Consider the following 23,484-nt stretch of genomic DNA (forward strand, 5'->3'; position numbering starts at 1 on the left):
CGATTATTGACAGGCGCTTCCGCCCGTCGACGAATTCAGGCTTTCCCGCGACAGCGTGGTGGTGAACGACGGCATCGTGATCGCGACGTTCGCGATCGGAATCATCGTCCTGACCGTCACGTTGGTGATGCTGACCGTCACGAACGAACAGGAGCTCACGTCGCAGCCCGACGGCGTGTAGCTCACCGACACGTTCGCGTTCGACAGCATCGGCATCAGCGACTTCACGCGTTTCGCAACGCCGGCGGCGTTCACGTCGCAGACGATCGCCGTGCGTGCGCCGAGCCGGAGGGCCTCGGTCGCGGTGTTCCAGTAGAACAGCACGCGCCCGAATTCGAAGATGCCGATCAGCAGCATGATCAGGATCGATGCGATCAGCGCGAACTCGACGATCGTGGCGCCGCGTTGGGCGCCACGGCGCGACAGCGGAAAGGGGCGCGCGTTCATGACACTTGCCTCATCACGGTGACGATGTTGCCGAAGGTGATCGAGGACAGTCCCGGGTAGGCCGGAATCGGCTGGTACTGGTAACCCTTCACCTTCACCTCGACGATGTTGATGCTGCCGGTCGCCGTGCCGCTTGCCGCGTTGTTGGTCGAGTCGTACGTCGGCAGGTTCGCGAACTGCGACGGGTCGGACGCGTCGGCGCAATCGGGCGAATGCGCGGCGTCGCAGACGATCACCATCGACGTCGTGAGCCCCGGCACCAGCTCGGTGCCGGCGGAGCCGCAGGTGGTGCTGCCGTACACGACGAGGCACTGCGCCGCCGCGAGCGGATACGCACTGTCGGTCGGCAGATAGACCGACAGGTAGCGCGCCGCGTCGCGCGTCGCCTTGGTAATGGTTTCGTACTGGTAGATCGCGCGGCCGAACTCGGCCACGCCGGTCGCGAGCAGGATCATCGGCATCAGCACGAGCGCGAATTCGACCGCGGCGACACCGCGCATGCGTGACCGGCGAATCGGGAGCCTTTTCATGATCGCGTCTCCTCTATTGAACGAGCATCGGCACCTTGATGCCTGCCGGGCTGCCGCTGCCCGGCAGGCCGTGCGTCGCGCACGGCGTGGTGCCGGAGGCCGTCGAGCCGAGGTATTCGAGGTGTGCCACGATCCCGCCGGAGCCTGGGCTGAACGGCAGCGGATCGAGCATCAGCACACAGTCCCACTGCGTGACGTGCAGCTTTTTGCTTGCCCCGTTCAGCGTCGAGCAGTCGCCCTCGGGGGCAAGCGCGACCCGGCGGTCGCCGCCATACGTCTGGTAGTTGCCGGCCGTAGCGGTCCCGTTGGTCGCGATGCCGCTGCCGGCGGGCGGCGTGCCGTCGCCCTGGTACGACTTGAAGCTCGCGCGATCGAGCACGAACTGCGCGTAGGCGTCGCCGACGATGCCCGCGGTTCCCGGCGGCCCGTAGTTCGGGCCGACGTATGCATAGCCGGTGAAGTCCGGCTGTCCGCTCGAGCCGTTGGCGCCGTTCGTGTAGATGCCGAAGCGGGTATTCCAGGCGCGCAGCGACGCGGACTTCAGGCCAGTCGAACCAAGGTCGGGCGGCGACGTGATGCTGCAGGTATTGCCGGACAGTTCGCTGGCGATGGTCGGCTCGTTCGTCGAGCCGTCGAGCGCCGCCCAGCCGAAGTTGCCGGGCCCGTATGTCGTCGACGAACCGGACAGCGACGAGATCCAGTCGCCGACCTTGTACGGCGTGGCGGCCGCCGCGCGGCACACGAACACCGGAATCGCACAGGTCGTCTGCCCGGCGCCGACCGTCGCGATCGCGCTCGCCGCGACCTGGGCCGCGTTCGCGACCTGCACGCCGGGAATCGTGTTGAGCACCTCGATGAACCAGTGCGCGATGTTGCTCAACTGCGCGGTGCACTTCACGTACTTGATGTTCGCCGGCGTGGTGACCGCCGTCTTGGTCAGGAACGGATTGGTCAGCGAATCGCTGAACGTGACGTTCGAATCCGTCTGCATCTGTACCGCGTTCTGCTGAAAGAACGCGAAATTCGAGTGGCCGGCGGCGATGCCGTCCGCTTCCGAGACCTGCAGGCTGATGGCCGACGTAAGGTCGCGCGCAGCGGACAGCGCGCATGCGTCGGCGCTGTTCTGCAGTTCGCTGCGCGTGACGTACAACTTGCCGAGGTCCAGCGCGAGACCGACGAACCCGATCATCACCGCCAGTGCGAGACCGACGATGATCGCGACGGCGCCTCGCTGGTGATGCATACCGCGACGCGTGAGATTCGGATGACGAGCTGCGCTGGACATGGCGTTCTCCCTGAGCTTGCCTGCGTGTTACTGCGCCGACTTGCCGATCCCGATCACGAATGCATTGGCTTTCGGCTCGGGCTGCTTGAACGACTTTTCATAGTTGTCGAGTGCGGACGCGGCGGCGCTGCCGTTGACCCCCGGGTTCGATGCCGCGTGTTCGGCGGCATGCGGATCGATGATCTGGGCTTGCGTGACGGCGCGGACCGAATCGCCGAAGCGGGTGTCCCACACCGGCGTCGACGACATGCAGCCGGCGAGCGCGAACGCGAGCGGGACGGCGAGCGCCGCGCGGCGCACGAATACGAGGTAGGCGGATTTCATGAGCTTCCCCTTGAATGGCTTCAACGATCGGTGGACTGGCGTTCCGTGCCCGCCCGCGCGACCTGCGCGTGCGCGGCGGCCTGCAAGCTGTGCGTCGAACGCGGCGCAGGTATTGCCGGCGCGGCGGAACCGGCGGCCGCGAGACGCGCGGCAGCCGCTTCGATGCGCGCGATCCGCGCCGGTGGCCCGGGGCCGCATCGGCCTGCGGCTGCGACTGCTGTTGCGGCTGCGACTGCGGTTGCTCTTGCGGCTGCGCGGCCGGCGCCGGTTCGGCGTCACCGCTCCTGCCGCGTCGCCGCCGCGGCCTTCTCGGCTGCGCCGGCACCGGCGCCGGTGCATCGGCGGGCTGCGGCGCACGCGGGTGCGGCAGTGCGGCGGCCGGTGCGGCCGGCTCAGCCGATGCGGCCCGGAGCAGTGCGGGAGCCGGCGTCTGCGGTGCATCCATCGCGCCGCTCGCCGTTGTGCGCCCGCCCGGCGGACACCCTTGCGGCCTTCCATGTTGCCGGTCGCATACACGTCGGCTTCGTTCGGCTTCGAGAAGCTGTCGGTCGGCAGCGGCACGTCGGCGGTCTGCAGCGGCCTCACCAGGTGCGGCGTGATCACGAAGATCAGTTCGGTGCGATCCTGCTGGAACGACGTGCTGCGGAACAGCGCGCCGAGCACCGGTACTTCACCGACACCCGGGATCGCCTTCAGCGCACCGGTCCCGTTGTCCTTGATCAGCCCGCCGATCGCGAACGACTCTCCGTCGCCCATCTGGACCGTCGTCGACGCGCGCCGCGTCGTGATCAGCGGCAGGATCGACGTGCCGCCGATGTTGGACGCGCTCAGCGTCACGCCCGTCTGCGACAGTTCGGACACTTCCGGCGCGACCTTCAGGCTGATCCTGCCGTTCCCGAGCACCGTCGGCGTGAACTTCAGCGCGACGCCGAATTCCTCCTCCTGCAGCGTGATCGACGACGTGCCATTGCCGCTGCTTTGCGGCACCGGGATGAAGATCCTGCCGCCGGCGAGGAACGTCGCCTCCTGGCCGCTGATCGTCACGAGATTCGGTTCCGCGAGGATCTTGACGAGGTTGTCGGTGTTCTGCACATCGGCCGCGATGCTGAACGGCCTGTTGTTCGCCTTGTTGAACACCGCGCCGCTTGCGACGCCCGCGAGCAGGTTGCTGACGAGCGCGCCGCTCCACGAGCCGAAGCCGCCCTGGATGTTGAACGCGCTGCCCATCTGGTTGATCAGCGTCTTCGACACTTCGGCGACCTTCACCTCGAGCATCACCTGCTGCGGCGACGTGACGGCCAGCATGTTCAGCACGCCGGCGCCCTTGCCGCCGCCGTCGCCGGCGCTGTCGCTGTACGCACGGGCGATCTGCACCGCCTGCTGCGCGGCCTGCGAGTTCGATACGTTGCCCGCCAGCACGATCGTGCCGGCGGCGGTCGATACGTGAATGTCGTGTTCGTTCGGCATCAGCTGCATCAGCGACGCCTGCAGGCCGCCGGCGTCCGCGCCGACCGCCACGTCGATCACGCGGCACGCACCGCTGCGCCCCTGCACGATCATGTTGGTCGTGCCGACCGACAGCCCGAGGATGTACAGCGTCTGCGGCGACACCATCGTCGCCTGCGCGACGGCCGGGTTGCCGATGGTCCGGTTGCGGACCGGCTCCGGCATCGGCACCAGCAGCGACTTGCCGAGCGGCACGCTGACGCTGGTCGACTCGCGTACCGCGCCCACGCAGTTCGGCCCGCGCAGCGGCCCCGGCGCCGCGGCGGGCGCGGCGGCCGGAGTCGGCGTCATGCTGATCGTCATCTGCATCGGCCCCTTGGCGGCCGCCGCCGGCGCGGCGGCACCGCCCTTCATCAGCGCGGCCGATTCGGCGGCTTCCTGGGCCAGTGCGCTGTATACGGTCAGCGTTCCGGCACAGAGGATCGCGGCCATCATCGCGCCCCGTGCGATACGCGTGCGCACCGGGCCGGTACCTGAATGTTGCGGATTGATCTTCATTTCGTCTGATCCCCCGAGTGACCGGCGAGGCGCCGGTTGTCGACTTTCAAGGCCGCCGTGCCCTGACGGCGGCCGATCTGGTTAATGTGGTTATTTGCACGTGTTCTACGAATTCAGAAACATTCGACGCTGCCGTGTACCCCGGTCAGCACGCCGACGCAATCGCGGCGTGCTCCCGGTGCCGCATGGGATGCGACACGCACGCGCACGGTCTTCACCGGCGCGGGTGCGGGCGCTTCGGGTACCGGTGCCTTGCCGAGCAGCGTGAGCTTGGTCGCGCCGTCGGTGGTCAGCGTCTTCTGGTCGACCTGATTGCGCAGCACGAGCGACAGCGTGCCGACACTGCGCGCGAGGTCGAGGCGCTCGGCCTGGTCGGGCGTGACTTCGAGCGTCACCGCGTTGACGACCTTCGGTGCGGTGTCGTCGCGGCTGACCTGCTGCGCGACGGCCAGCACGAGGATGTGCTCGAGCACGATCTTGGAGATGCTCTGCCCGTCGGTCTTGCCTTGCTGTTCCTGCGTGTTGACGATCACGTCGACGTAGTTGCCCGGCAGCGCGAAGCCCGCGACGCCGACCACGTCGTTCACCCGCACGGTGATCGCGCGGCTGCCGTCGGCGATCACCGCGGACAGCCCGCCCTTCGTGCCGACCGGCGCGAGCTTCGACTCGATCACCGGCTCGCCGCGGGCGAGGCTCGTGCGCACGACGCGCCCTTCGAGTTCCTTCGTGTCGGTGAACGCGCCGGTCGGCACGCTGCCCGACGGCCAGCTCACCATATGGATCTGGTTCGGCCCGAGCGGCTCGCCCAGGTTCAGGTCGGTGGTCGCCACCGCGACCGACGTGATCGAGCTGCTGGAGGTATTCATCAACCAGCGGGACGCGAACACGACCGCGGCAAGCCCCGCGACCATCGCGACGATCAGCATCATGAGCGCTCGACTGTTTTTCATGGCAATGCTCCTCAACGAATCGTGAAAGAAACGGCTCAACCGGTTACGTGCGTGCGACCGCCGTGGTCGGCAGGCGGCAGATACACGCCGTCGCGCTCGGGCGCCGTGCCGAAATAGCTGGCCCATGCGTCGTGCAGCGCGTCGTGCGTCACTTCGAGCGGATCGCCGCGATACCGCGCGCCGGCGGCGACGAGGCGCAGCAGATCCATCGGGAAGCATGCGAGATAGGCCTTGCCGGTCGGCAGGTGCAGCCGGTGCAGCAGATAGTCGAATGCGTCCTGCGTCGATACCAGGCCGAGCGACGCACATGCGGCGTCGAACACCGCGCGGTAGTGGTCGATCGACAACGCGCCGACGTGAAGCTTGGAGCCGAGCCGGCGCAGGAACGCGTCGTCGGCGAACTGCTCCGGCGCCAGGTTGCTCGAGAACACCGGCCAGACGTCGAACGGCAGCACGAAGCGGTTGCCGGACTCGAGCGTCAGGAAATCGACGCCGCGATCGAGCGGGCGCAGCCAGCGGTTGAGCAGGTCGCGCGGCTCGACACGCTGGCGGCCGAGATCGTCGACGATGTACATGCCCATGTTCGCCTTCATGTGCGGCGGCGCCTGGTAGAAGCCCGCCGCGTCATCGCGGCGCAGGTCGAGCTCGTCGAGCGTCAGCTCGCCGCCGGACATCACGACCGGCCGCTCGCACAGGCGCCAGCGGCGATCGACCGATTGGCCGTCCGCTTGCGCTGCCGCATCGACATGCACGAGTGGGTCGTAGATCTGGATCACTTCGCCGGCGGCGCAAATGGCGTACGGCACCGGCACGTGGCCGCCCATCAGCGCGCCGAGCCGCTCCGCGAGGAACGTCTTGCCGCTGCCGGCCGGGCCGTAGATCAGAAGCGGACGGCCGGAGTTCAGCGCGGCGGCCGCCGAATCGAGGATCGCCGTATCCATGACGACGCCGTCGAAGATGGCCCACACGTCGTTCTGGGCCACGCGCAGCTTGCGCACCGAATGGGAGGACACGCAGTCGAGATACGCGTCGAGCGTCACCGGCGCAGGGCCGCTGTAGCTGCTGCGCGCGCGCTCTTCGAGCGCGGCCAGGCGGCCTGCCTCGGTCAGGCGGAACGTCACGTCGAGGTCCGTCTTGCCGCGATGGGTCAGTTCGACCAGATGCTCGCGCACCAGGAACGCGAAGATGTCGTCGAGCACGGCGAGCGGGAGACAGTGACGCTCGATCAGGTCGCCGTAGGACGGGCGGCCGAGCACCAGCGTCGACTTCAGCACGAGCCCTGCGATGAACGCCTGGCTCAGTCCGGTTTCCTCGAGCGAGCGCGGCGCCGCCGGCAGTTGCGCGCCCGGCTTCGCGTGCGCCTCCCGCATGGGCGACGGAAGCGGCAGGTGTGCAACCTGCGCGTCGCGTCTCGGTTCGGTGGGATTCGTGTTCATGTTCGGTCCATCCTCGTTGCAGGTTCGGCGCGCTACGCGCACGATACGAACAGCATGCCCAGCGTGCCGGCGGCAATCGCCACGCCATACGGCAACGCACCGACCGACGCGAACTCCACGGGGCCGTCGGTTGCCCCTGCACGCGCCCCGGACGCGCGACGCGCGATCAGCGCCACGACGTTCGCCCACATCTGGCGCACGCGTCCGCGCAGCAGCGCGAAACCGATCGCGCCGATCCCGCCGGCCAGAAAGGCGGCCAGCACGATGTAGAACGTCATCTGGGCGCCGACCCACGCGCCGATCGCGAGCATCAGCTTCACGTCGCCTGCGGCCATCCCGCGCAACAGATAGAACGGCAGCAGCAGGCCGAAGCCGGTCGCGGCGCCGGCAAGCCATGCGAGCGCACCCGCCTGGATGCCGTGCAGCGCGCACTGGGCAACCAGCGCACCGGCCAGCCCGAGCGCGACGAGCCGGTTCGGGATGCGTCGGCTCGTGATGTCCGTGCTGGCCGCGACGACGACGAGCAGCGTCACGCACAACGGGACCGGGTAAGGCAGCGCGGCAGGCAACATGGCGAACCTCGACGGGATGTAATGATCAGGATCACTGACCCAGTGCGGTATTGACCGCCGCGGTCACGATCGACGCGATCGCGTTGTACATGTCTTCAAGCGAACCCTTCAGTACGACCACGCTTCCCAGCACGATGGTGGCGAATACTGCCGCGATCAGCGCATATTCGATCGACGTCACCCCCTGCTCGTCGGCGATCCATCGCGATACCGCTACCGCACATCCCCTGGTCCGCATGACGACCTCCGATTCGGTTGATCAAGAGAGCGGGGGAGACTCGAGCAGTGCACCGGCCGAGTCATCCGCCGTTCGGTTCATTCGACATCCGTTGGTTGGGTGTCCGGCCCTGATCGAGCGACGGGATGACGACGAACGGGCCGGACTCACCGTTCGCCGCCCCGCCATTCAGATGGCCGCGTTGAGGTCGTCTGCGATCGTGTTGAACACGGTCTTGAGATCGTTTCCGACCAGCGTCAATGCTGCAACGAGGCCGACTGCGATCAGCGCGGCGATCAGGCCGTATTCGATGGCCGTCACACCTTGCTCGTCTTGGACGAAACCGCGGACTTTCTGGATGAACGTGGACATGGCTAATCTCCTTTCGCACTACTATTGAAATCCCGTTGTCGGGTATCGACGCGGGGAGCTGGCACTACCGGCACAACGGCACAACAAATGGATTCGGATGCGGCGCTCAGCGACGGACACGGCAGGGTACGAGCCTGGCCGGGCGAACGATTGTCGGTGGGCTGATGCGTGCGATATCCATGCGCGCTGCGATCTGGCGAATGGCGCGATCGAGCAGAGCGAGAACGGCGCAACGACCGCCCCGTGCATGGATACGGATTGAACGGATGACGCAAGCGCGTCGATGCTGCTGCGGATATGCTTCGCGGCATGCGAGCCGCGACGTGCTCTGGTCTTTCATTTTTATTCCCCAAATGCTGTCATGTGATTCTTGTTGCGCGGACGATGCCGTCGCCTATTCGCTCGGTCGACGTTTCCGGCGGTTTTCACGGCCTGGGCGGCGTATTCCCCGACGCGCCCTCGATCCGTTGCTTTCCGCAGGTGATTGAGTCCGGTCTTGTCAGCCTGTTGCTTCAACCGGTCGTTCATCACGTCGTCGACTTTCGTGCGGACCTTGACGCAAAGAGCAGGCCAGCCAGAAGGAAATCCAGACGCAGCAAGGGTTCCGGCGATCCCCCCGTCAGTCGTGTTTCGGCGCGCTGCACAAAATGTTTCAGATTTGATATACGCACGCAGGCCGGCCCGGGATGCCGGCGGGGCGCCGCCGTGCTGTGCAAGGGCACCCAAAAATTTTCTCGGGATTTTCCCGAATCCATGCAGCCCGTCGCCCGACACGAATTCCGCACACCGCCGGACCGGCGAAAAACCCGGAATGTTTCAAGCGAGAAACATCATTTGCGCCGCTACGGTTTTCTCAGACGTGAAAACCCCGTTTTCCGCGCTGTCGCTGCCGAATCGATATCTCACGATTCAGCCCGCGGTTTGCGTCACGCGATTTTTTCTCCAACAATGCATTCACCGGACAGCGCCATCGAACGCGATTCGATCCGGATACACAGCAACACAAAAAGGCTGCGGCAGAGAAGCAGCCTTCACCGCAAACGGGGCATCATGTACACAGCCAATCGTGGAGTGCGCTATCGCGCCAAACGCTGTGCTCAATGGCTGACAGCCGACCGGATCATTCCGTACAGCTGCATCATGCTGATGCTGTGTGTTGGATTCCTGATCACCTGGGGCTTCGTGACGGATGCCTTCACGTCACAGACCACCGCACGGCCGGGTGTCGACTTCTCCGTCTTCTGGACCGCGTCGCAGCTCGTGCTGCAAGGCAATGCCGCCGCGATCTACGATCCGGTCCTCTTCTCCCATGCCGAGGTAGCGCAATTCGGTGCCTACATAGGCCACCAGTCGCTGCCCTGGCTTTATCCGCCGACGATGCTGCTGTTCATCGCGCCGGTCGCCCTCGTGCCTTTCCTGCCCGCGTATTTCCTCTTTTTTGCGGGCAGTCTTTTATGCTATGCGTACGCAGTCCTGCGACTGTCGGGTCTGCGTGCGCACCTGCCCGCTCCGCGCGCCGCCGCGCTCGTCGTGCTCGCCTACTCCGGCGTGTTCGCGTCCGTCCTGTACGGGCAGAACAGCATCCTGACCGCCGGCATCGCCGCATTCGCGCTGCATTTCCTCGGCCGACGCCCGATCGTCGCCGGCGTGCTGATCGGGCTGCTCGCCATCAAGCCGCAACTGGCGGTGGTGTTTCCGTTCGTGCTGGTCGCGACCCGCTCGTGGCGCACATTCGCGTCGGCAGCGATCACCACGGTGCTGTTCACCGTGGCCGGCATTGCGCTGACCGGCACCAGCTCCCTGCACGGCCTGGCTCAGGCGATGTCGATCGTGCGCGGCATGCATTTCACCCTTCCTGCCTACTGGTTCGTTTCGCCCACGACGTTCGCGGCGCTGCGGCTTGCGGGCGCATCGATTCCGGTCTCGCTCGCCGCCCAGGCCGCCGTCGGGCTGCTCGCAATCGCCGCCGCCGTCCAGGTGTGGCGTCGCACGGCCGACATTCGGCTGCGCGGCGCGGCGCTGGTGATCGCCACGCTGTTGACGACCCCCTATCTGTGGCATTACGAACTCGCGTGGCTCGGCATCGCGTTCTTCTGCGTGATCGCCCACGGGCTCGACGAAGGCTGGCTGCCGGGCGACCAGATCGTGATCGTGCTCGCGTGGCTGCTGCCGATATTCGAAGTATTCAACCGGATCACGAAGCTGCCGCAGATCGGCCCGGTCGTGCTGCTCGCCGTCCTGTTCGTCGTCGTGCGTCGCTCGACCCTTGCGTCGGGGAATGCGTGATGAGATCGCCGCGCTCCCTTCTGCACGTCGATTCGGTGCTCGACGCACATCCGGAACTGCCGATCGCCGGCCCGCGCCGGTTCCCGCACTGGCTCAATCGTGATCGGGTCCGCCTCTATGCGGCAGCGGTACTGCTGACCGAGTTGCTGTTCCTCTGCGTCTACCTCGCACGCGTGCATTGGTCGCATACGGCCGCTCCCGATCCGCTGGCGATGGATTTCTCGCCGATCTGGAGCGCTGCACGGCTCGCCGCGCACGGCCACGCGATCGACGCGTGGCATTTCCCGTCGCTCTTCGCGATCGAGAAACTCGCGATTCCGACGATGAATGCCGCGGACGGTTCGCTGCCGTGGCTCTACCCGCCCACGATGCTGCTGTTCGTGCTGCCGCTCGGCTGGCTGCCGTACATGTTCGCGCTCGTCCTGTGGATCGGCGTCACCTACGCGCTGTTCGCGGTGACGATCCGCGCGACCGTGCAGCGCGACGCGGCGCTGCTCTGCGCGCTCGCGTTCCCCGGCGCGTTTCTCGCGGTGATCGTCGGACAGACGAGCCTCCTGACCGCGACGCTCGCCGGCTGCGGGCTGCTGATGCTGAATCGTCGTCCGGTCATCGCCGGCATCTGCTTCGGATTGCTGACGATGAAGCCGCAAATGGCGATCCTGTTCCCGCTCGCGCTACTGTGCGCCGCTCAATGGCGCGCGCTGGCCGCGTGGGCGGCAACGATCGCCGGCGGCTGCGCGCTGTCGACGCTCGCGTTCGGCCTCGGCGCGTGGTTCGCATTCGCACACGGAATTCACGACGCAGCGCAGCTCGTCGGCGCCGGCCACGCACGGCTCGCGCGCATGCCGACCGTCTTCGCGCTCGCCACCCTCGCCGGCTGGCCCGCCTACGTCGCGCGCGGCCTGCAGCTGCTGTCGGCCGCGACCGCCGCGATCGCCGTCGTGTACGCATGGCGCGGCGCGTGTTCGTACGCGCTGCGTGCCGCGACGCTCGCCTGCGCGTGCCTGATCGTCAGCCCCTATCTGTACGACTACGACCTGACCTGGTACGGGCTCGTGATCGCATGGTACGCACGCTATGCGTGGACGCACGGCTGGCGGCGCTTCGATCGCGAATGGCTGCTGCTGATGTGGGTGATGCCGCTCGCCGGCCTCGTGCTGGTGCCGCATCTGTCGTTCCAGTTCATGCCGCTGGTCACGCTGGCCTCGCTGGCACTGCTCGTCAGCCGGATTGCACAAGAAAGGCACGACGTGCCGTCGATGCCCGACGCACGCGACAACTCGACCGAGACCGGCTTCCCGCATCCGGTCCGCTCACACCACCGCCCGGCGCACGGACTGCGCCGCAGCGGCCGCCCGACCTTCGGCGTCGGCCGCTGACACGTCATCACAGGGGACCCATCATGCGCGAACCGCTCTACACACCGCTCGTCTCGCTGGTCGTACCGTTCTACAACGAAGGCGAAGCCGTCGAACGCTTCTTCGACGTCGTGATCCCGCTGATGGCCAGCCTCGACGCGATCCGCTTCGAGATCGTCTGCGTGAACGACGGCAGCCGCGACGACACGCTCGACCGCCTGATCCGCGCGAGCCTGAACGACCGCCGTGTGCGCGTGATCGATCTCACGCGCAACTTCGGCAAGGAAGCGGCGCTGACCGCCGGTCTCGACGAAGCGGCCGGCGACGCGGTGATCCCGCTCGACGCCGACCTGCAGGATCCGCCGAGCCTGATTCCGGTGATGCTCGAGCACTGGCGCGACGGCGCGGAAGTCGTCGCCGCGAAGCGCAGCAACCGCGCGTGCGATTCGTTCGCGAAGCGCACCGCCGCCGCGATCTACTACCGCGTGCACAACGTGCTGTCGGACGTGAAGCTGCCGGAGAACGTCGGCGACTTCCGGCTGATGGACCGCAAGGTCGTGAACGCGCTGCGCAGCCTGCCCGAGCGCCATCGCTTCATGAAGGGGCTGTTCGCATGGGTCGGCTACCGGACCGTGATCGTCGAGTACCAGCGCGACGCGCGCAGCGCCGGGCATTCGAAGTTCTCCGGATGGAAGCTGTGGAATTTCGCGATCGAAGGGATCACGAGCTTCAGCACCGTGCCGCTGCGCAGCTGGACCTACATCGGCCTCGGCATCGCCGCGCTCGCGTTCCTCTACGGCGCGTTCATCGTGGGACGCACGCTGCTGTTCGGCAATCCGGTGCACGGCTACGCGTCGCTGCTGTCGGTCGTGCTGTTCATCGGCGGCATCGAGCTCATCGGCATCGGCGTGGTCGGCGAATATATCGGACGCATCTACGACGAATCGAAGCAACGTCCCGTCTATCTGATCCGCCGCCGCTACCAGACGCAAGGCAAGGTGGTCGAGCTGCCGGTCGCGCGCGATACGCGCCGCGCGGCCGCACGCCGCCGCGTCCAGCCGGCCCGCATGCGGGTCGGCGCCCGCTGAATCGGTGCAGCCGGCGATGTTCGCACTGCTCTACGCCGAGCGCGTGCGGCTGGTGCGCTTCGGCCTGTCCGGGCTCTGCTCGACCGCGCTGCACGTGCTGATCGCGTCCGCACTGTACGCGCTGTTCGATGCGACGCAAGTGATCGCGAACGCCGTCGCGTTCGTCGGCGCGACGGCGTTCTCGTATCTCGCGAATACGCTGTGGAGCTTCTCGTCGACGGTGCACTCGCGCAACCTGGTGCGCTATCTGACCGTGGCGCTGGCCGGCTTCGCCGAAACGATGGCGCTCGCGCGCGCCGCCGAACTGCTCGACGTACCGCGCGGCTGGGCCATCGTCGCGATCGCGCTGCTGATCCCGCCGACGATGTTCGTACTGCACCGGGTGTGGACGTATCGGTGAATCCTTCACGCCGGCATCGCGACATGTGATTCCGGCGATCGCAAACGCGCAATCGATACAAGGTCCGCCGGCGCGGCCGGCTGCATGCCGTCGTGACATCGATCGCCGAGCCATTCCACGCATCGCGACGAACGCATCCGCATCGGATTGCGTCGTCGGGGAGCAGGCCCGGTTCATCGCGAAGCCGGTCGCCGAATGCACATGACGATGTCGAGCATCGCGTTCGGGACGGCCCGCGGTAGGGTCGAAGCATTCATCGATCCGTCACGGAACCATCGCACCCGAGACGAGCGATGCCTGCTAGCATGGCGCGTGGCCTGTCCGAATCGCGAGGCTGCCGGCAACATGTCGCGCGGCGGTGCGGGTCGCGCCGTCGCATCCGTGTCGGTCATGCCGCGGCACGTCGACGCGGACGCTTCCCGCGGCACGCATCGTGCGCCGCCATCATTCGCCTTCCACCCGACGGCCGGCTTCGCCGCATGCTGTCGCGCGCGCCGCCGGCACGAGATCCGTCCATGCCCAGGAAAAAATCCAGCCTCTGGCTACGGCCTTTCGACCTGTTGACCGCCGCGACGCGCGCGCGGCCCAAAAGGAAGACCGCCAATCCGGCGCCATCGGCGAAGCGCCCCGCCACCGCACGCACCACGCGTCAGGCCCGCGCACCGGCGCCCGCCGCCCGCACATCGCCGCGCCAGGCACCCGGCACGTGGCTGCGCTCGTTTCATTCCGCGCGCCCCGCCGCCGGCCAGCTCGTCAACCATCTTGCGTACGCGCTGTACCTGCCCGCCGTACCGGCGACGACCGACGGCCTGCCCGTCGTCGTCATGCTGCACGGCTGCAAGCAGACCGCCGAGTCGTTCGCCGCTGGCACCCGTATTTGCCACGTCGCGGAGCGCGCCGGATTTGCCGTGCTGTTTCCCGAACAGGCGAAGACCGCCCACGCCCATCGCTGCTGGAACTGGCATGGCGATGCGTCGCAGTCGGAGGCCCCGGCGATCGCATCGCTCGTCGACGCGATCGTGCGGGAGCGCGGGTTCGATCGCGACCGTGTCTATCTGGCCGGCATCTCGGCCGGCGCCGGGCTGGCCGCGCGTCTGGCGCTCGACTTTCCCGATCGCTTCGCGGCCGTCGGCCTGCACTCCGGGCCGGCCATCGCGCCGCCGTTGTCGACGATGGCCGCGATGAGCCTGATGCGCCGCGGTCTGCGCGACGATCCGATACGCGTCGTCGATGCCTGCGTCGACGGGCGCGCTTATCCGGGCATGCCGGCACTCGTCGTGCACGGCGGACTCGATACGGTCGTCGCCGAGCAGAATGCGCTGCAGCTGGGAGTCGCGTTCGCGCGGATCAATCGGCTCGTCGACGCACAGGGTGAGCTGCGCGTCGGCGAGCAACATACGTACGCGCACGACGATGCGGATTACACCGACTATCTGCGCGGCGGCACGCTGATCGTGCGGGTCTGCATCGTGCGCCGCCTGGCGCACGCGTGGAGCGGCGGCGATCCGCGCGAAGCATTCCACTCCGCGACCGGGCCGGACGCGACCGCGATGTTCTGGAATTTCTTTCGAAGGCGGCGGCGCAAGCGGTAGCGGAGATGCGCATTCGACGCGCCCCTCTGCGCGACACGCATCGGTGCATCGATGCCGATGCCGATGCCGATGCCGATGCCGATGCCGATGCCGATGCCGATGCCGATGCCGATGGGCATCATCGATGCGAACGAGAAGACAAATGCCCTCGCCGATGCCCAGCCAACGTGCGCCACATCACCTGGCCGAACCGCGACGACAGCCACGCTCGAGCGCACGCTCCAACCGTTGCATCAACCCGGCTGACGCCGCGCTACCGCGCGCCGCCCTCCTTGCGCGCGTCCGTCGCCGCGAGCACGTCGGACAATTTGAGAACCGGACAATGCGCACCGGCGCTGGCAACGGCGTCCCGGTAGGTGTCCGTGACCGCGCTCGCAATGGCATGTGCCGCGTCGACGCCCTCCGCCATCGCCGAGTAGTAGGACAGATCCTTGAACGCGTTCGCCATATGAAACGGCAGGCTCGACGTGTCGCCGGTCTGCAGGAACGGCAGCAGTCGGTTCAATGCCGCCCCGCCGCCACCGCCGTTTGCGAGCACGTCGGCGAGCACCGCCGTGTCCACGCCCGATCGCTTCGCACAGGCGACGGCTTCCGACAGCAATGCAATGGTCCCGAGCGACACATAGTTGTGCAGCAGCTTCATGCTGTGACCGGCACCGAGATCGCCGACGCGCGTGATGTTTTCCGCGAAACACGCGAGCACCGGACGCACCTCGGCGAACAACTCGGGCGTCGCGCCGACCAGCAGATTGAGCCGCCCCTCGTGCGCTTCCTTCGCGCCGCGCGTCATCGGCGCGTCGACGAGCCGGCCGCCGGCTGCTTCGACGAGCCGCGCCATCCTGACGGTCGAATCCGGCACGGCAGTCGAGCAATCGATGACGATCGCGTTGTCCTTCAACCCGGCCAACACGCCCTGCTCACCGGTGAGGACCGCCTCCACCTCCGGCGAACCCGTCACGCAGAGGATCACGATGTCCGCTTCCAGCGCCAGCTCGCGCGCCGTCCTCACGGTCCGTACGCCGCCGCGCAGCAGCTCGTCGAGCGGCTGGTTGCCGGGATGCTCGACGACCGTGAGCGGATAACCGTGTTTCAGCACGTTGCGCGCGATGCCGTGCCCCATCAAGCCGACGCCGATCAGGCCAATCTGCTGTTTCATGTAATTTCCGTCAAAAAGGAATGGCACCGCGGCGCAGCGGCCGCGGCAAAATGGACAGCCCTTATCGATCGACCAGGCGTGCCGGCAAGACCATCGTGAGCATCAGGCCGAGCAACAGGCAGCCGACCATCAGGAACAGCGGCGCGGCAAGACCGCCCGACACCTGCTTCAGATAGCCGACCGCATAGGGTCCGAAGAAGCCGCCGAGGTTGCCGAACGAACTGATCACGGCGATGCCCATCGACACCGATGCGGTACCGAGTGCGGTGGTGGGCATGCTCCAGAACAGCGGCGGAAACGAGATGAGTCCGGCGTTCGCGATGCAGAGCGCGAACATGCCGAGCCACAGGTGGTCGCGCCAGATGACCGACAGCGCGAGCCCGGTTGCGCCCATCAGGAGGAGCGCCGCAACGTGCAGGCGCCGGTGGCCGCGACGGTCCGCGCTGCGGCCGAACAGCACCATCACGAGCACGGCCACGGCATTGGGCAGCGCGGCCAGCAGGCCGATGACGAAGTCGCTTCCGATGCCCATCTGCTTGATCATCGTGGGCGCCCAGAACGTGTAACCGTAAATGGCGAAGACATCGAGAAAGTAGATCACGCAGAACGCCCAGACCAGCCAGTTCGAGAAGAGGCCCGTGTGACTCGCCGCCGCGGTCGCCGCACGGTCGTCCGACAGCACGCGTGCCAGGATCGCGCGGTCTGCCTGGGAATAGCGGTCGCTGAGCGTCACGTCGTCGTCGAGCCCGTTCCACACGTAAAGGGCGGCCACGAATGCCGGCAGCGACTCGAGAATGAAGATCCACTTCCAGCCCGGAATCTGCAACGCGCCGTCGAAATACTGAAGGATGAAACCGGTCAGCGGCGATCCGATCAATCCGGCCAGCGCAAGGGCGGCATAGAACAGCGACAGGATTCGCGCGCGGCGATGGCGCGGGAACGAGCGGGTCATGTAAAGGACGATGGCCGGGATGAAGCCGGCCTCGGCGACGCCGAGCAGGAAACGCATCACATAGAACTGCAGCGGCGTGGCGACGAAAGCGGTCAGCCCCGACACGATGCCCCAGGACACGACGATCCGCGTGATCCAGCGCCGCGGCCCGACCCGCACCAGCAGCATGTTGCCGGGCACCTCGAAGATCACGTAGCCGAGAAAGAAGATCCCGGCACCGAAGCCGAACACGGCGTCGGAGAAACCCAGATGCTGGCTCATCTGCAGTTTCGCGAAGCTCACGTTGACGCGGTCGATGTACGAAGTGACATAGGCGAACATCAGGATCGGCAGGATTTGCAGCGCCAGCCGACGAAACAGCCGGTCCTCGTGCGCCGGGCTGTGAACCGATGCCGGTGCAGCGATGCCGCCCGGATTGCAGGTCGCGTCGATTTCCACGTTTGTCTCCGAATGTTCATGGCTGGCCCCGCTCGCCGGCGCTGCATGCTCGCCTCGCGGCGCGTGCGCTGCTGTTGAAATGGATGGGTGCGAGTGGGGACCGTTCGAATCTACCGGCTGCCGGATTCGGCCGATATGCGAAATCCTTCAAGCGGCACTTCGAATATCTCGAATGCACGCGTCGCCCGGCCGCGGCACGGTGCGATGCACAAGCATCGAAACGCAGCATTCTAGCCGCCGCCGGCGCGCCCGACGTTTTCGTTCCGGCATGACACGCGCATCGCGGTGTGCGGCGCAGCATCGGCTGCCGGTCAGGGTTAGCCCCAAAGCGCCGGATGCCGTGGCGGGCCTGGAGGAGTGACATACTTCCCCCAGCTTCAATGGGAGTCCGCGCTTGTTCGATCTCACGTCACTCGCCCTGTTCGTCCGTGCATCCGAGCTGGGCAGCCTGTCCCGCGCCGCACAGCAGTCTCACATGTCACTGTCCACCGCCAGCCGCCGGATCGCGCTGCTCGAGCATCACTTTCGCGTGGTGCTCCTGAACCGCACGGTGGCCGGCGTGGAGCCCACCCCCGCCGGCGAGGCGCTGTTGCGTCATGCGACCGACCTGTTGCTGCGCACGGATGCGATCTACAGCGAGCTGTCCGACTACACGAAAGGCTCCATCGGCCGGGTCCGGGTCTTTGCGAACATCTCGGCGATCAGCCAGGACCTTCCCGATCAATTGCGCGAATTCTCGCAGCGCTACCGCGACATCAAGCTGCAGATCAGCGAGCTGAGAAGCGCCGACATCCTGCAGGCGCTGCGTGAAGGCCGGGCAGACGTCGGGATCGTCACGTCCCGGACCGCGACCGAAGGGATTCACCTCGCGCCCTACTGCATGGACCGGGCGAGCGTGGTCGTGCCCGAAGACTACAGCCTGACCGGCGACTCGATCGACTTCAGCGCGTTGCTCGAGCACGACCTGGTCGCGCTGGACGACCGCTCGGAGCTCACGCGTTCGCTCGTCAGGGAAGCCGCGCTGCTCGGGAAGGCGGTCCGCTTCCGCGTCCAGGTGCAGAGCTTCGAAGCCATGTGCCGGCTGATTGCCGCGGGACAGGGCATCGGCATCCTGCCGGAGCGCGCCGTCGCGCTCTTTCGCGAACCCATGCGCCTGCGCTTCATCCGCCTCAACGATCCGTGGGCGAACCGGGTCATGTCGGTCGGCATCCGCACGGGGGCCGTGCCGCAGCCGACGCGCAAGCTGTTCGAGTTCCTGGCGTCCTTCGCGCCGGCGTCGCTCGTCGCGGGTGGTGCCGAGCCGTCGAACGACTGACGCCGCCGCACGCACCGGGTGCGCCCGGTGCGCCGGCATCTTGCAGATTTTCGAAGGTCCCGTTCACGAATCCGCACTTCCTTCCTGCGTTTGCGACACGGTAGATTCAGCGGACAGATTCAACCGTCCGCCCGTTACCGCAACGGAAGAGACGCAGGAGACGCACCGGCGCCATTCGCTCCGATCGGGTGGCGCGTCGCGTACGACGCATCGCGCCACGCGTGCGGCCGGGTCGCCGTTCCGCGCGTGCTGCCGGGCTCGTGCCCGTCTGCCTCCTGCATGCCCCTTCCCTGCGGCGCGCCATCTTCGTCACGGAGGCTTCCCGCACATGAAGAACCCACATCGCATCGCCGTCATCGCCGGTGACGGCATCGGCAAGGAGGTGATGCCCGAAGGCATGCGCGTGCTGCGCGCGGCCGCGCATCGCTTCGACATTCCGTTGGCATTCGACGAGTTCGGCGACTGGTGCACCGATCACTACGTTCGCCACGGCACGATGATGCCGGCCGACTGGGCGCGGCAGATCGGCACGCACGACGCGATCTTCTTCGGTGCGGTCGGCGCGCCGGATATCGTGCAGGACCACGTCGCCGTGTGGGAATCGCTGATCAGGATCCGGCGCGAGTTCGACCAGTACGTCAACCTGCGCCCGGTCCGCCTGATGCCGGGCGTGCCCGCCCCGCTCGCCGGACGCCACCCCGGCGACATCGACTTCATCGTCGTCCGGGAGAACACCGAAGGCGAGTATTCGTCGGTGGGTGGCCGGATGTTCGCCGGCACCGAGCGCGAGATCGCCGTGCAGGAGTCGGTGTTCTCGCGCGTCGGCGTCGACCGGGTGCTGAAGTTCGCGTTCGAGCTCGCCCGCTCGCGCCCGCGCAAGCAGTTGACGGCCGCGACGAAATCCAACGGCATCTCGATCACCATGCCGTTCTGGGACGAGCGCCTCGCCGAAATGGCCGCGCACTTCCCGGACATCGAAACGCGCAAATATCACATCGACATTCTCTGCGCGCACTTCGTCCAGAACCCGGATCGCTTCGACGTCGTGGTCGCCTCGAACCTGTTCGGCGACATCCTCTCCGACCTGGGGCCCGCCTGCACCGGCACGATCGGCATCGCGCCGTCGGCCAACCTGAATCCGGAGCGCCGGTTTCCGTCGCTGTTCGAGCCGGTGCATGGCTCGGCGCCCGACATCGCCGGCCGCGGCATCGCCAATCCGATCGGGCAGATCTGGTCGGCCGCGCTGCTGCTCCAGCACCTCGGCCGCGGCGACGCGCGCTACGAGGCGGCGGCCGCCGAAATCGTCACCGCGATCGAAGCCGTTCTCGTTTCCGGCCCGCGTACCCCCGACATGGGCGGCACGGCGACCACCGTGGAACTGGGCGCCGCGATAGCCGAAACCATCGCCAATCCCGCATCGATCGAGGAATGAGACATGCAATCCGGACACTACATCGACAATACCCGTGTCGCGCCGAACAGCGGCGCATACCTCGACGTCATCGATCCGAGCACCGGCGAACCGTTCGCGACGATCGCGCGCGGCGACGCGACGGACGTGCAGCAGGCCGTTGCCGCTGCCCAACGGGCGATGGGCGAGACCCTCGACGGTCCGTGGGCCAGGCTGTCGCCGGTCGAGCGCAGCAACCTGCTGTTCGCGTACGCCGCGGCCGTCCTGAAGCACGGGGACGAACTCGCACAACTCGAGGCACGCGACACCGGCAAGGCGCTCAATACGGCCCGCACCGATGCCGCCGTGCTGGCCCGCTATCTGCAGTACTACGCCGGATGCGTGGACAAGCTGCATGGCGACACCCTGCCGTACACCGCGGGGTTCACGGTATTGACGGTGCGCGAGCCCATCGGCGTGACGGGGCACATCATTCCGTGGAACTACCCGATGCAGATCTACGGCCGCAGCGTCGGCGCGTCGCTCGCCGCCGGCAACGCGTGCGTGGTCAAGCCGGCGGAGGACGCGAGCCTGTCGATCCTCCGCCTGGCGGAGATCGCGGCCGAAGCCGGGCTGCCGGCCGGCACCGTCAACGTCGTCACGGGACTGGGCGCCGAAGCGGGCGCGGCCCTGTCGGCCCATGCCGGCATTCGCCACATCTCGTTTACCGGATCGAGCGGAACCGGCGCGCTGGTCGGCCGCGCCGCCGCCGAACGCCACTGCCCCGCGGTACTCGAGCTGGGCGGCAAGTCGCCTCAACTGCTGTTCGAGGATGCCGACCTCGAGCAGGCGCTGCCCGTGATCGTCAACGCGATCGTGCAGAATGCCGGCCAGACCTGCTCGGCCGGCAGCCGCCTGCTCGTCCAGCGCAGCATCTACGAACGTGTGCTGGATCGTCTCGGCGAGCAGTTTGCGTCGCTGCGTTCGGGGCCGCCGTCGATGAACCTCGAGATGGGGCCGCTCGTCAACGCGAAGCAGCATGCGCGGGTTCGGTCCATCGTCGCGCACGCGGAAGCCGACGGCATTCGCGTGGCGGCGCGCGGCACGATCGCGGCCGGCGCATCGCGTGCCGGCTACTACCAGGAAGCGGTCCTGTTCCGCGACGTCCCGCCCGACAGCCAACTCGCGCAGGAAGAGGTATTCGGCCCCGTGCTCGCGGCCATGCCGTTCGACGACGAAGCCGAGGCCGTCGCGCTCGCGAACGGCACGCAGTACGGGCTCGTCGCGGGCGTGTGGACCCGGGACGGCGCACGCGGGTTGCGGCTCGCGCGCAAGTTGCAGGCCGGCCAGGTGTTCATCAACAACTATGGCGCCGGCGGCGGGGTGGAACTGCCGTTCGGCGGCGTGAAGGCCAGCGGATACGGCCGCGAGAAGGGCTTTGAAGCATTGCTCGGCTTCACCGCCCTCAAGACCATCGCGATCAAGCACGATTGACCGCCGCAACGCGCGGCGCGGCGCGACGCGGCCGCGATGTTCCGCACCGGCCTGCAAAGGCGGCGGCGCACGCGGTCGCGACGACGCCCCCGCACGTCGTGCTCACACGCGTTGCCCGACTGCCGCCGCCGCGCCCGCGTGGCCCTGCGCGCGCCGGATCGGCAGTCGAACGCGGAACGTCGTGCCGCGCCCCGGCTCGCTCGTCACGTCGATTGTGCCGCGATGACGCTCGACGATCCCGTGCGACACCGACAACCCGAGCCCCGTTCCCTGCCCGACCGGCTTCGTCGTGAAGAACGGATCGAAGATCCGCCGGACGATATCGGGCGTCATGCCGGTTCCGGTATCGCTGATCGCGATCGACACCTGCTCGCCGTCGCTCGACGTGCGGATCGTGATCACGCCGCGCGTCGGCATCGCATGCGCCGCGTTGACGAGCAGGTTCATGAACACCTGGTTCAGCTGCGATGGAAGACATTCGACCAGCGGCAGGTCGCCGTACTCGCGCACGATGTCGGCCTTGTACTTGAGTTCGTTGTGGACGACGTTGAGCGTGCTTTCGAGGCCCGCATGGATATCGGCCACGCTCCACTCGCCGCTGCCCGGCCGCGAGAAATCGCGCAAGTCCTGCACGATGCGCCGCACCCGCACCGCGCCGTCGATCGATTCGTCGATCAGCGTCACGATCTCGTCGCGCACGTAGTCCAGGTCGGCCGCGCCGCGCAGCGCCGTCAGCGCGTCGCGCGCCGCGGGTTCCAGCTGCGGCAGCGCGGCTTCGTGCGCGGCGATCACGTCGAGCAGGCTGCGCACCCATGTCCTCAGCGTATTGAGGTTCGCGCTGATGAAGCCGATCGGATTGTTGATCTCGTGCGCGACGCCGGCCGCGAGCTGGCCGATCGATGCGAGTTTTTCCGATTGAAGCAACTGCACGTGGGTTTCCTCGAGCGCGCGCAGCAGGCGCCGCTGTTCGTCCTTCTCCTGTTCGAGCCGACTCTGCGCCGCGCGGCGCTCGTCGATCTCGCTCGCCATGTTCTCGCGCGTGCGTTGCAGCATCGCCGTCGTCTGCTCGTAGCGCCGCAACGCCGTTTCGAGTTCGGCGGTGCGCAATCGCACCAGCCGTTCGAGCGTGTCCGTCATGCCGCGCAGAAAGGTTGTTCGCGCATCGAAGCGGCAGACGAGCAGCGTGACGATCAGCGTCGCCGTCGTGAACAGTGCGATGGTCGTCGCGAGCCACGGCGCATCGATGCCGTTCGCGGCACCGCAGCGCGCATCCGGTGCGAAATGCGCGGCCGCCATCGCCGTGTAGTGCATGCCCGTGATCGCGATGCCCATGATCAGCGCGGCGCCGATGCGTTGCGCGGTCGCATGGCGCGCCTGTTGCGCGCGCAACGCCTGCGCCATCCAGAGCGCGGCGGTCGACGCGATCACGGCCACGCCGATCGATGCCGCGAACAGCGCGGGCTCGTAGCGGATGCCCGGCGCCATGCGCATCGCGGCCATGCCCGTGTAATGCATCCCGACGATCCCGGCGCCCATCAGCGCGCCGCCCGCGAGCAGGTGCCGGCGGCTCAGCCGCGCACGCGTGACGACGTTCAGCGCGAAATACGACACGAGCACCGCGATCGCGAGCGACGCGCCGGTATCCGGCAGCGCATAACCGAGCGGAATCGGCAGCGACAGCGCCAGCATCCCGACGAAATGCATCGACCAGATTCCGGTGCCCATCGCGGCCGCGCCGCCGGCCAGCCACGCGCGCTTGAGCCGCGGGTTGTCGAGCAGCGAAATGAACGCGGCCAGGTCGAGTGCCGTATAGGAGGCCAGCGTCGCGATGACGAGCGACAGCAGGACCAGCAGCAGGTTATAGGTGCCATGCATGAT

At 67.3% G+C, this 23,484-nt stretch carries 21 protein-coding genes and 1 pseudogene; 9 read left to right on the forward strand and 13 right to left on the reverse strand.

Going from position 1 to position 23,484, the window contains the following annotated elements:
* Positions 1–3: 3 nt before the first annotated feature.
* The 10 genes and pseudogenes from PL79_RS26410 to PL79_RS26455 all read right to left on the reverse strand — a co-directional run bounded on the left by PL79_RS26410 (position 4) and on the right by PL79_RS26455 (position 8,137).
* Positions 4–447: a TadE/TadG family type IV pilus assembly protein gene (locus tag PL79_RS26410; protein WP_044844301.1), complete on the reverse strand. Its 444-nt coding sequence runs from the start codon at positions 445–447 to the stop codon at positions 4–6.
* Complete coding sequence (locus tag PL79_RS26415; RefSeq protein WP_044844302.1) at positions 444–977, reverse strand: TadE/TadG family type IV pilus assembly protein; 534 nt, start codon at positions 975–977, stop codon at positions 444–446. Before PL79_RS26415 ends, PL79_RS26410 begins: the two co-directional genes overlap by 4 nt.
* Positions 978–990: 13 nt before the next feature.
* On the reverse strand, positions 991–2,262 hold the full coding sequence (locus PL79_RS26420) for a pilus assembly protein TadG-related protein (protein ID WP_044844303.1): 1,272 nt from the start codon (positions 2,260–2,262) through the stop codon (positions 991–993).
* A 27-nt stretch (positions 2,263–2,289) separates the two neighbouring features.
* Entirely contained in the window at positions 2,290–2,586 is a 297-nt protein-coding gene (locus PL79_RS37070; RefSeq protein ID WP_044844304.1) for a hypothetical protein, read from the reverse strand.
* A gap of 20 nt (positions 2,587–2,606) precedes the next feature.
* Positions 2,607–4,590: pseudogene (locus PL79_RS26430) on the reverse strand (type II and III secretion system protein family protein).
* Positions 4,591–4,703: 113 nt separating this feature from the next.
* Positions 4,704–5,540, reverse strand: a complete 837-nt coding sequence (cpaB, locus tag PL79_RS26435; RefSeq protein ID WP_044844306.1) for a Flp pilus assembly protein CpaB — start codon at positions 5,538–5,540, stop codon at positions 4,704–4,706.
* Positions 5,541–5,575: 35 nt separating this feature from the next.
* The gene (locus tag PL79_RS26440; RefSeq protein WP_044844307.1) at positions 5,576–6,976 is read right to left on the reverse strand and encodes an ATP-binding protein; all 1,401 of its coding nucleotides are present in this window, start codon (positions 6,974–6,976) and stop codon (positions 5,576–5,578) included.
* A gap of 32 nt (positions 6,977–7,008) precedes the next feature.
* Entirely contained in the window at positions 7,009–7,548 is a 540-nt protein-coding gene (locus tag PL79_RS26445; RefSeq protein ID WP_044844308.1) for an A24 family peptidase, read from the reverse strand.
* 31 nt (positions 7,549–7,579) lie between these two features.
* On the reverse strand, positions 7,580–7,786 hold the full coding sequence (locus PL79_RS26450; protein WP_044844309.1) for a Flp family type IVb pilin: 207 nt from the start codon (positions 7,784–7,786) through the stop codon (positions 7,580–7,582).
* A gap of 168 nt (positions 7,787–7,954) precedes the next feature.
* A complete protein-coding gene (locus PL79_RS26455; RefSeq protein WP_011880534.1) occupies positions 7,955–8,137 on the reverse strand; it encodes a Flp family type IVb pilin in 183 nt (60 codons plus the stop codon).
* A 1,050-nt stretch (positions 8,138–9,187) separates the two neighbouring features.
* Between PL79_RS26455 and PL79_RS26460 the strand changes: the two genes are divergently transcribed.
* From PL79_RS26460 to PL79_RS36260, 6 genes are all read left to right on the forward strand, one after another.
* On the forward strand, positions 9,188–10,423 hold the full coding sequence (locus PL79_RS26460) for a glycosyltransferase family 87 protein (protein WP_044844310.1): 1,236 nt from the start codon (positions 9,188–9,190) through the stop codon (positions 10,421–10,423).
* Positions 10,423–11,802, forward strand: coding sequence for a glycosyltransferase family 87 protein (locus PL79_RS26465; RefSeq protein WP_044844311.1), 1,380 nt, complete (start codon positions 10,423–10,425; stop codon positions 11,800–11,802). Before PL79_RS26460 ends, PL79_RS26465 begins: the two co-directional genes overlap by 1 nt.
* A 23-nt stretch (positions 11,803–11,825) precedes the next feature.
* Entirely contained in the window at positions 11,826–12,869 is a 1,044-nt protein-coding gene (locus PL79_RS26470) for a glycosyltransferase family 2 protein (RefSeq protein ID WP_044844312.1), read from the forward strand.
* Between the two features lie 16 nt (positions 12,870–12,885).
* Positions 12,886–13,269 carry a GtrA family protein gene (locus tag PL79_RS26475; RefSeq protein WP_044844313.1) on the forward strand — a complete coding sequence of 128 codons (384 nt, stop codon included), beginning with the start codon at positions 12,886–12,888 and terminating at the stop codon, positions 13,267–13,269.
* Positions 13,270–13,784: 515 nt separating this feature from the next.
* A complete protein-coding gene (locus tag PL79_RS26480) occupies positions 13,785–14,861 on the forward strand; it encodes an extracellular catalytic domain type 1 short-chain-length polyhydroxyalkanoate depolymerase (protein WP_044844344.1) in 1,077 nt (358 codons plus the stop codon).
* A gap of 51 nt (positions 14,862–14,912) precedes the next feature.
* Complete coding sequence (locus PL79_RS36260; protein WP_044844314.1) at positions 14,913–15,107, forward strand: hypothetical protein; 195 nt, start codon at positions 14,913–14,915, stop codon at positions 15,105–15,107.
* 7 nt (positions 15,108–15,114) lie between these two features.
* On the opposite strand, the gene PL79_RS26490 is transcribed toward PL79_RS36260, so the two are convergent.
* Positions 15,115–16,017, reverse strand: coding sequence for an NAD(P)-dependent oxidoreductase (locus PL79_RS26490; RefSeq protein ID WP_044844315.1), 903 nt, complete (start codon positions 16,015–16,017; stop codon positions 15,115–15,117).
* Positions 16,018–16,078: 61 nt separating this feature from the next.
* Complete coding sequence (locus tag PL79_RS26495) at positions 16,079–17,407, reverse strand: MFS transporter (protein ID WP_044844316.1); 1,329 nt, start codon at positions 17,405–17,407, stop codon at positions 16,079–16,081.
* 394 nt (positions 17,408–17,801) lie between these two features.
* Between PL79_RS26495 and PL79_RS26500 the strand changes: the two genes are divergently transcribed.
* From PL79_RS26500 to PL79_RS26510, 3 genes are all read left to right on the forward strand, one after another.
* Positions 17,802–18,722 carry a LysR family transcriptional regulator gene (locus PL79_RS26500; protein ID WP_044844317.1) on the forward strand — a complete coding sequence of 307 codons (921 nt, stop codon included), beginning with the start codon at positions 17,802–17,804 and terminating at the stop codon, positions 18,720–18,722.
* Positions 18,723–19,050: 328 nt separating this feature from the next.
* Complete coding sequence (locus PL79_RS26505; RefSeq protein ID WP_044844318.1) at positions 19,051–20,154, forward strand: tartrate dehydrogenase; 1,104 nt, start codon at positions 19,051–19,053, stop codon at positions 20,152–20,154.
* Positions 20,155–20,157: 3 nt separating this feature from the next.
* On the forward strand, positions 20,158–21,606 hold the full coding sequence (locus PL79_RS26510) for an aldehyde dehydrogenase family protein (protein WP_044844319.1): 1,449 nt from the start codon (positions 20,158–20,160) through the stop codon (positions 21,604–21,606).
* Between the two features lie 102 nt (positions 21,607–21,708).
* On the opposite strand, the gene PL79_RS26515 is transcribed toward PL79_RS26510, so the two are convergent.
* Positions 21,709–23,481, reverse strand: a complete 1,773-nt coding sequence (locus PL79_RS26515) for a histidine kinase (RefSeq protein WP_044844320.1) — start codon at positions 23,479–23,481, stop codon at positions 21,709–21,711.
* Positions 23,482–23,484 lie beyond the last annotated feature (3 nt).

Source organism: Burkholderia sp. USMB20 (assembly GCF_000949135.2).
In the GTDB taxonomy this organism is placed as follows: Bacteria; Pseudomonadota; Gammaproteobacteria; order Burkholderiales; family Burkholderiaceae; genus Burkholderia.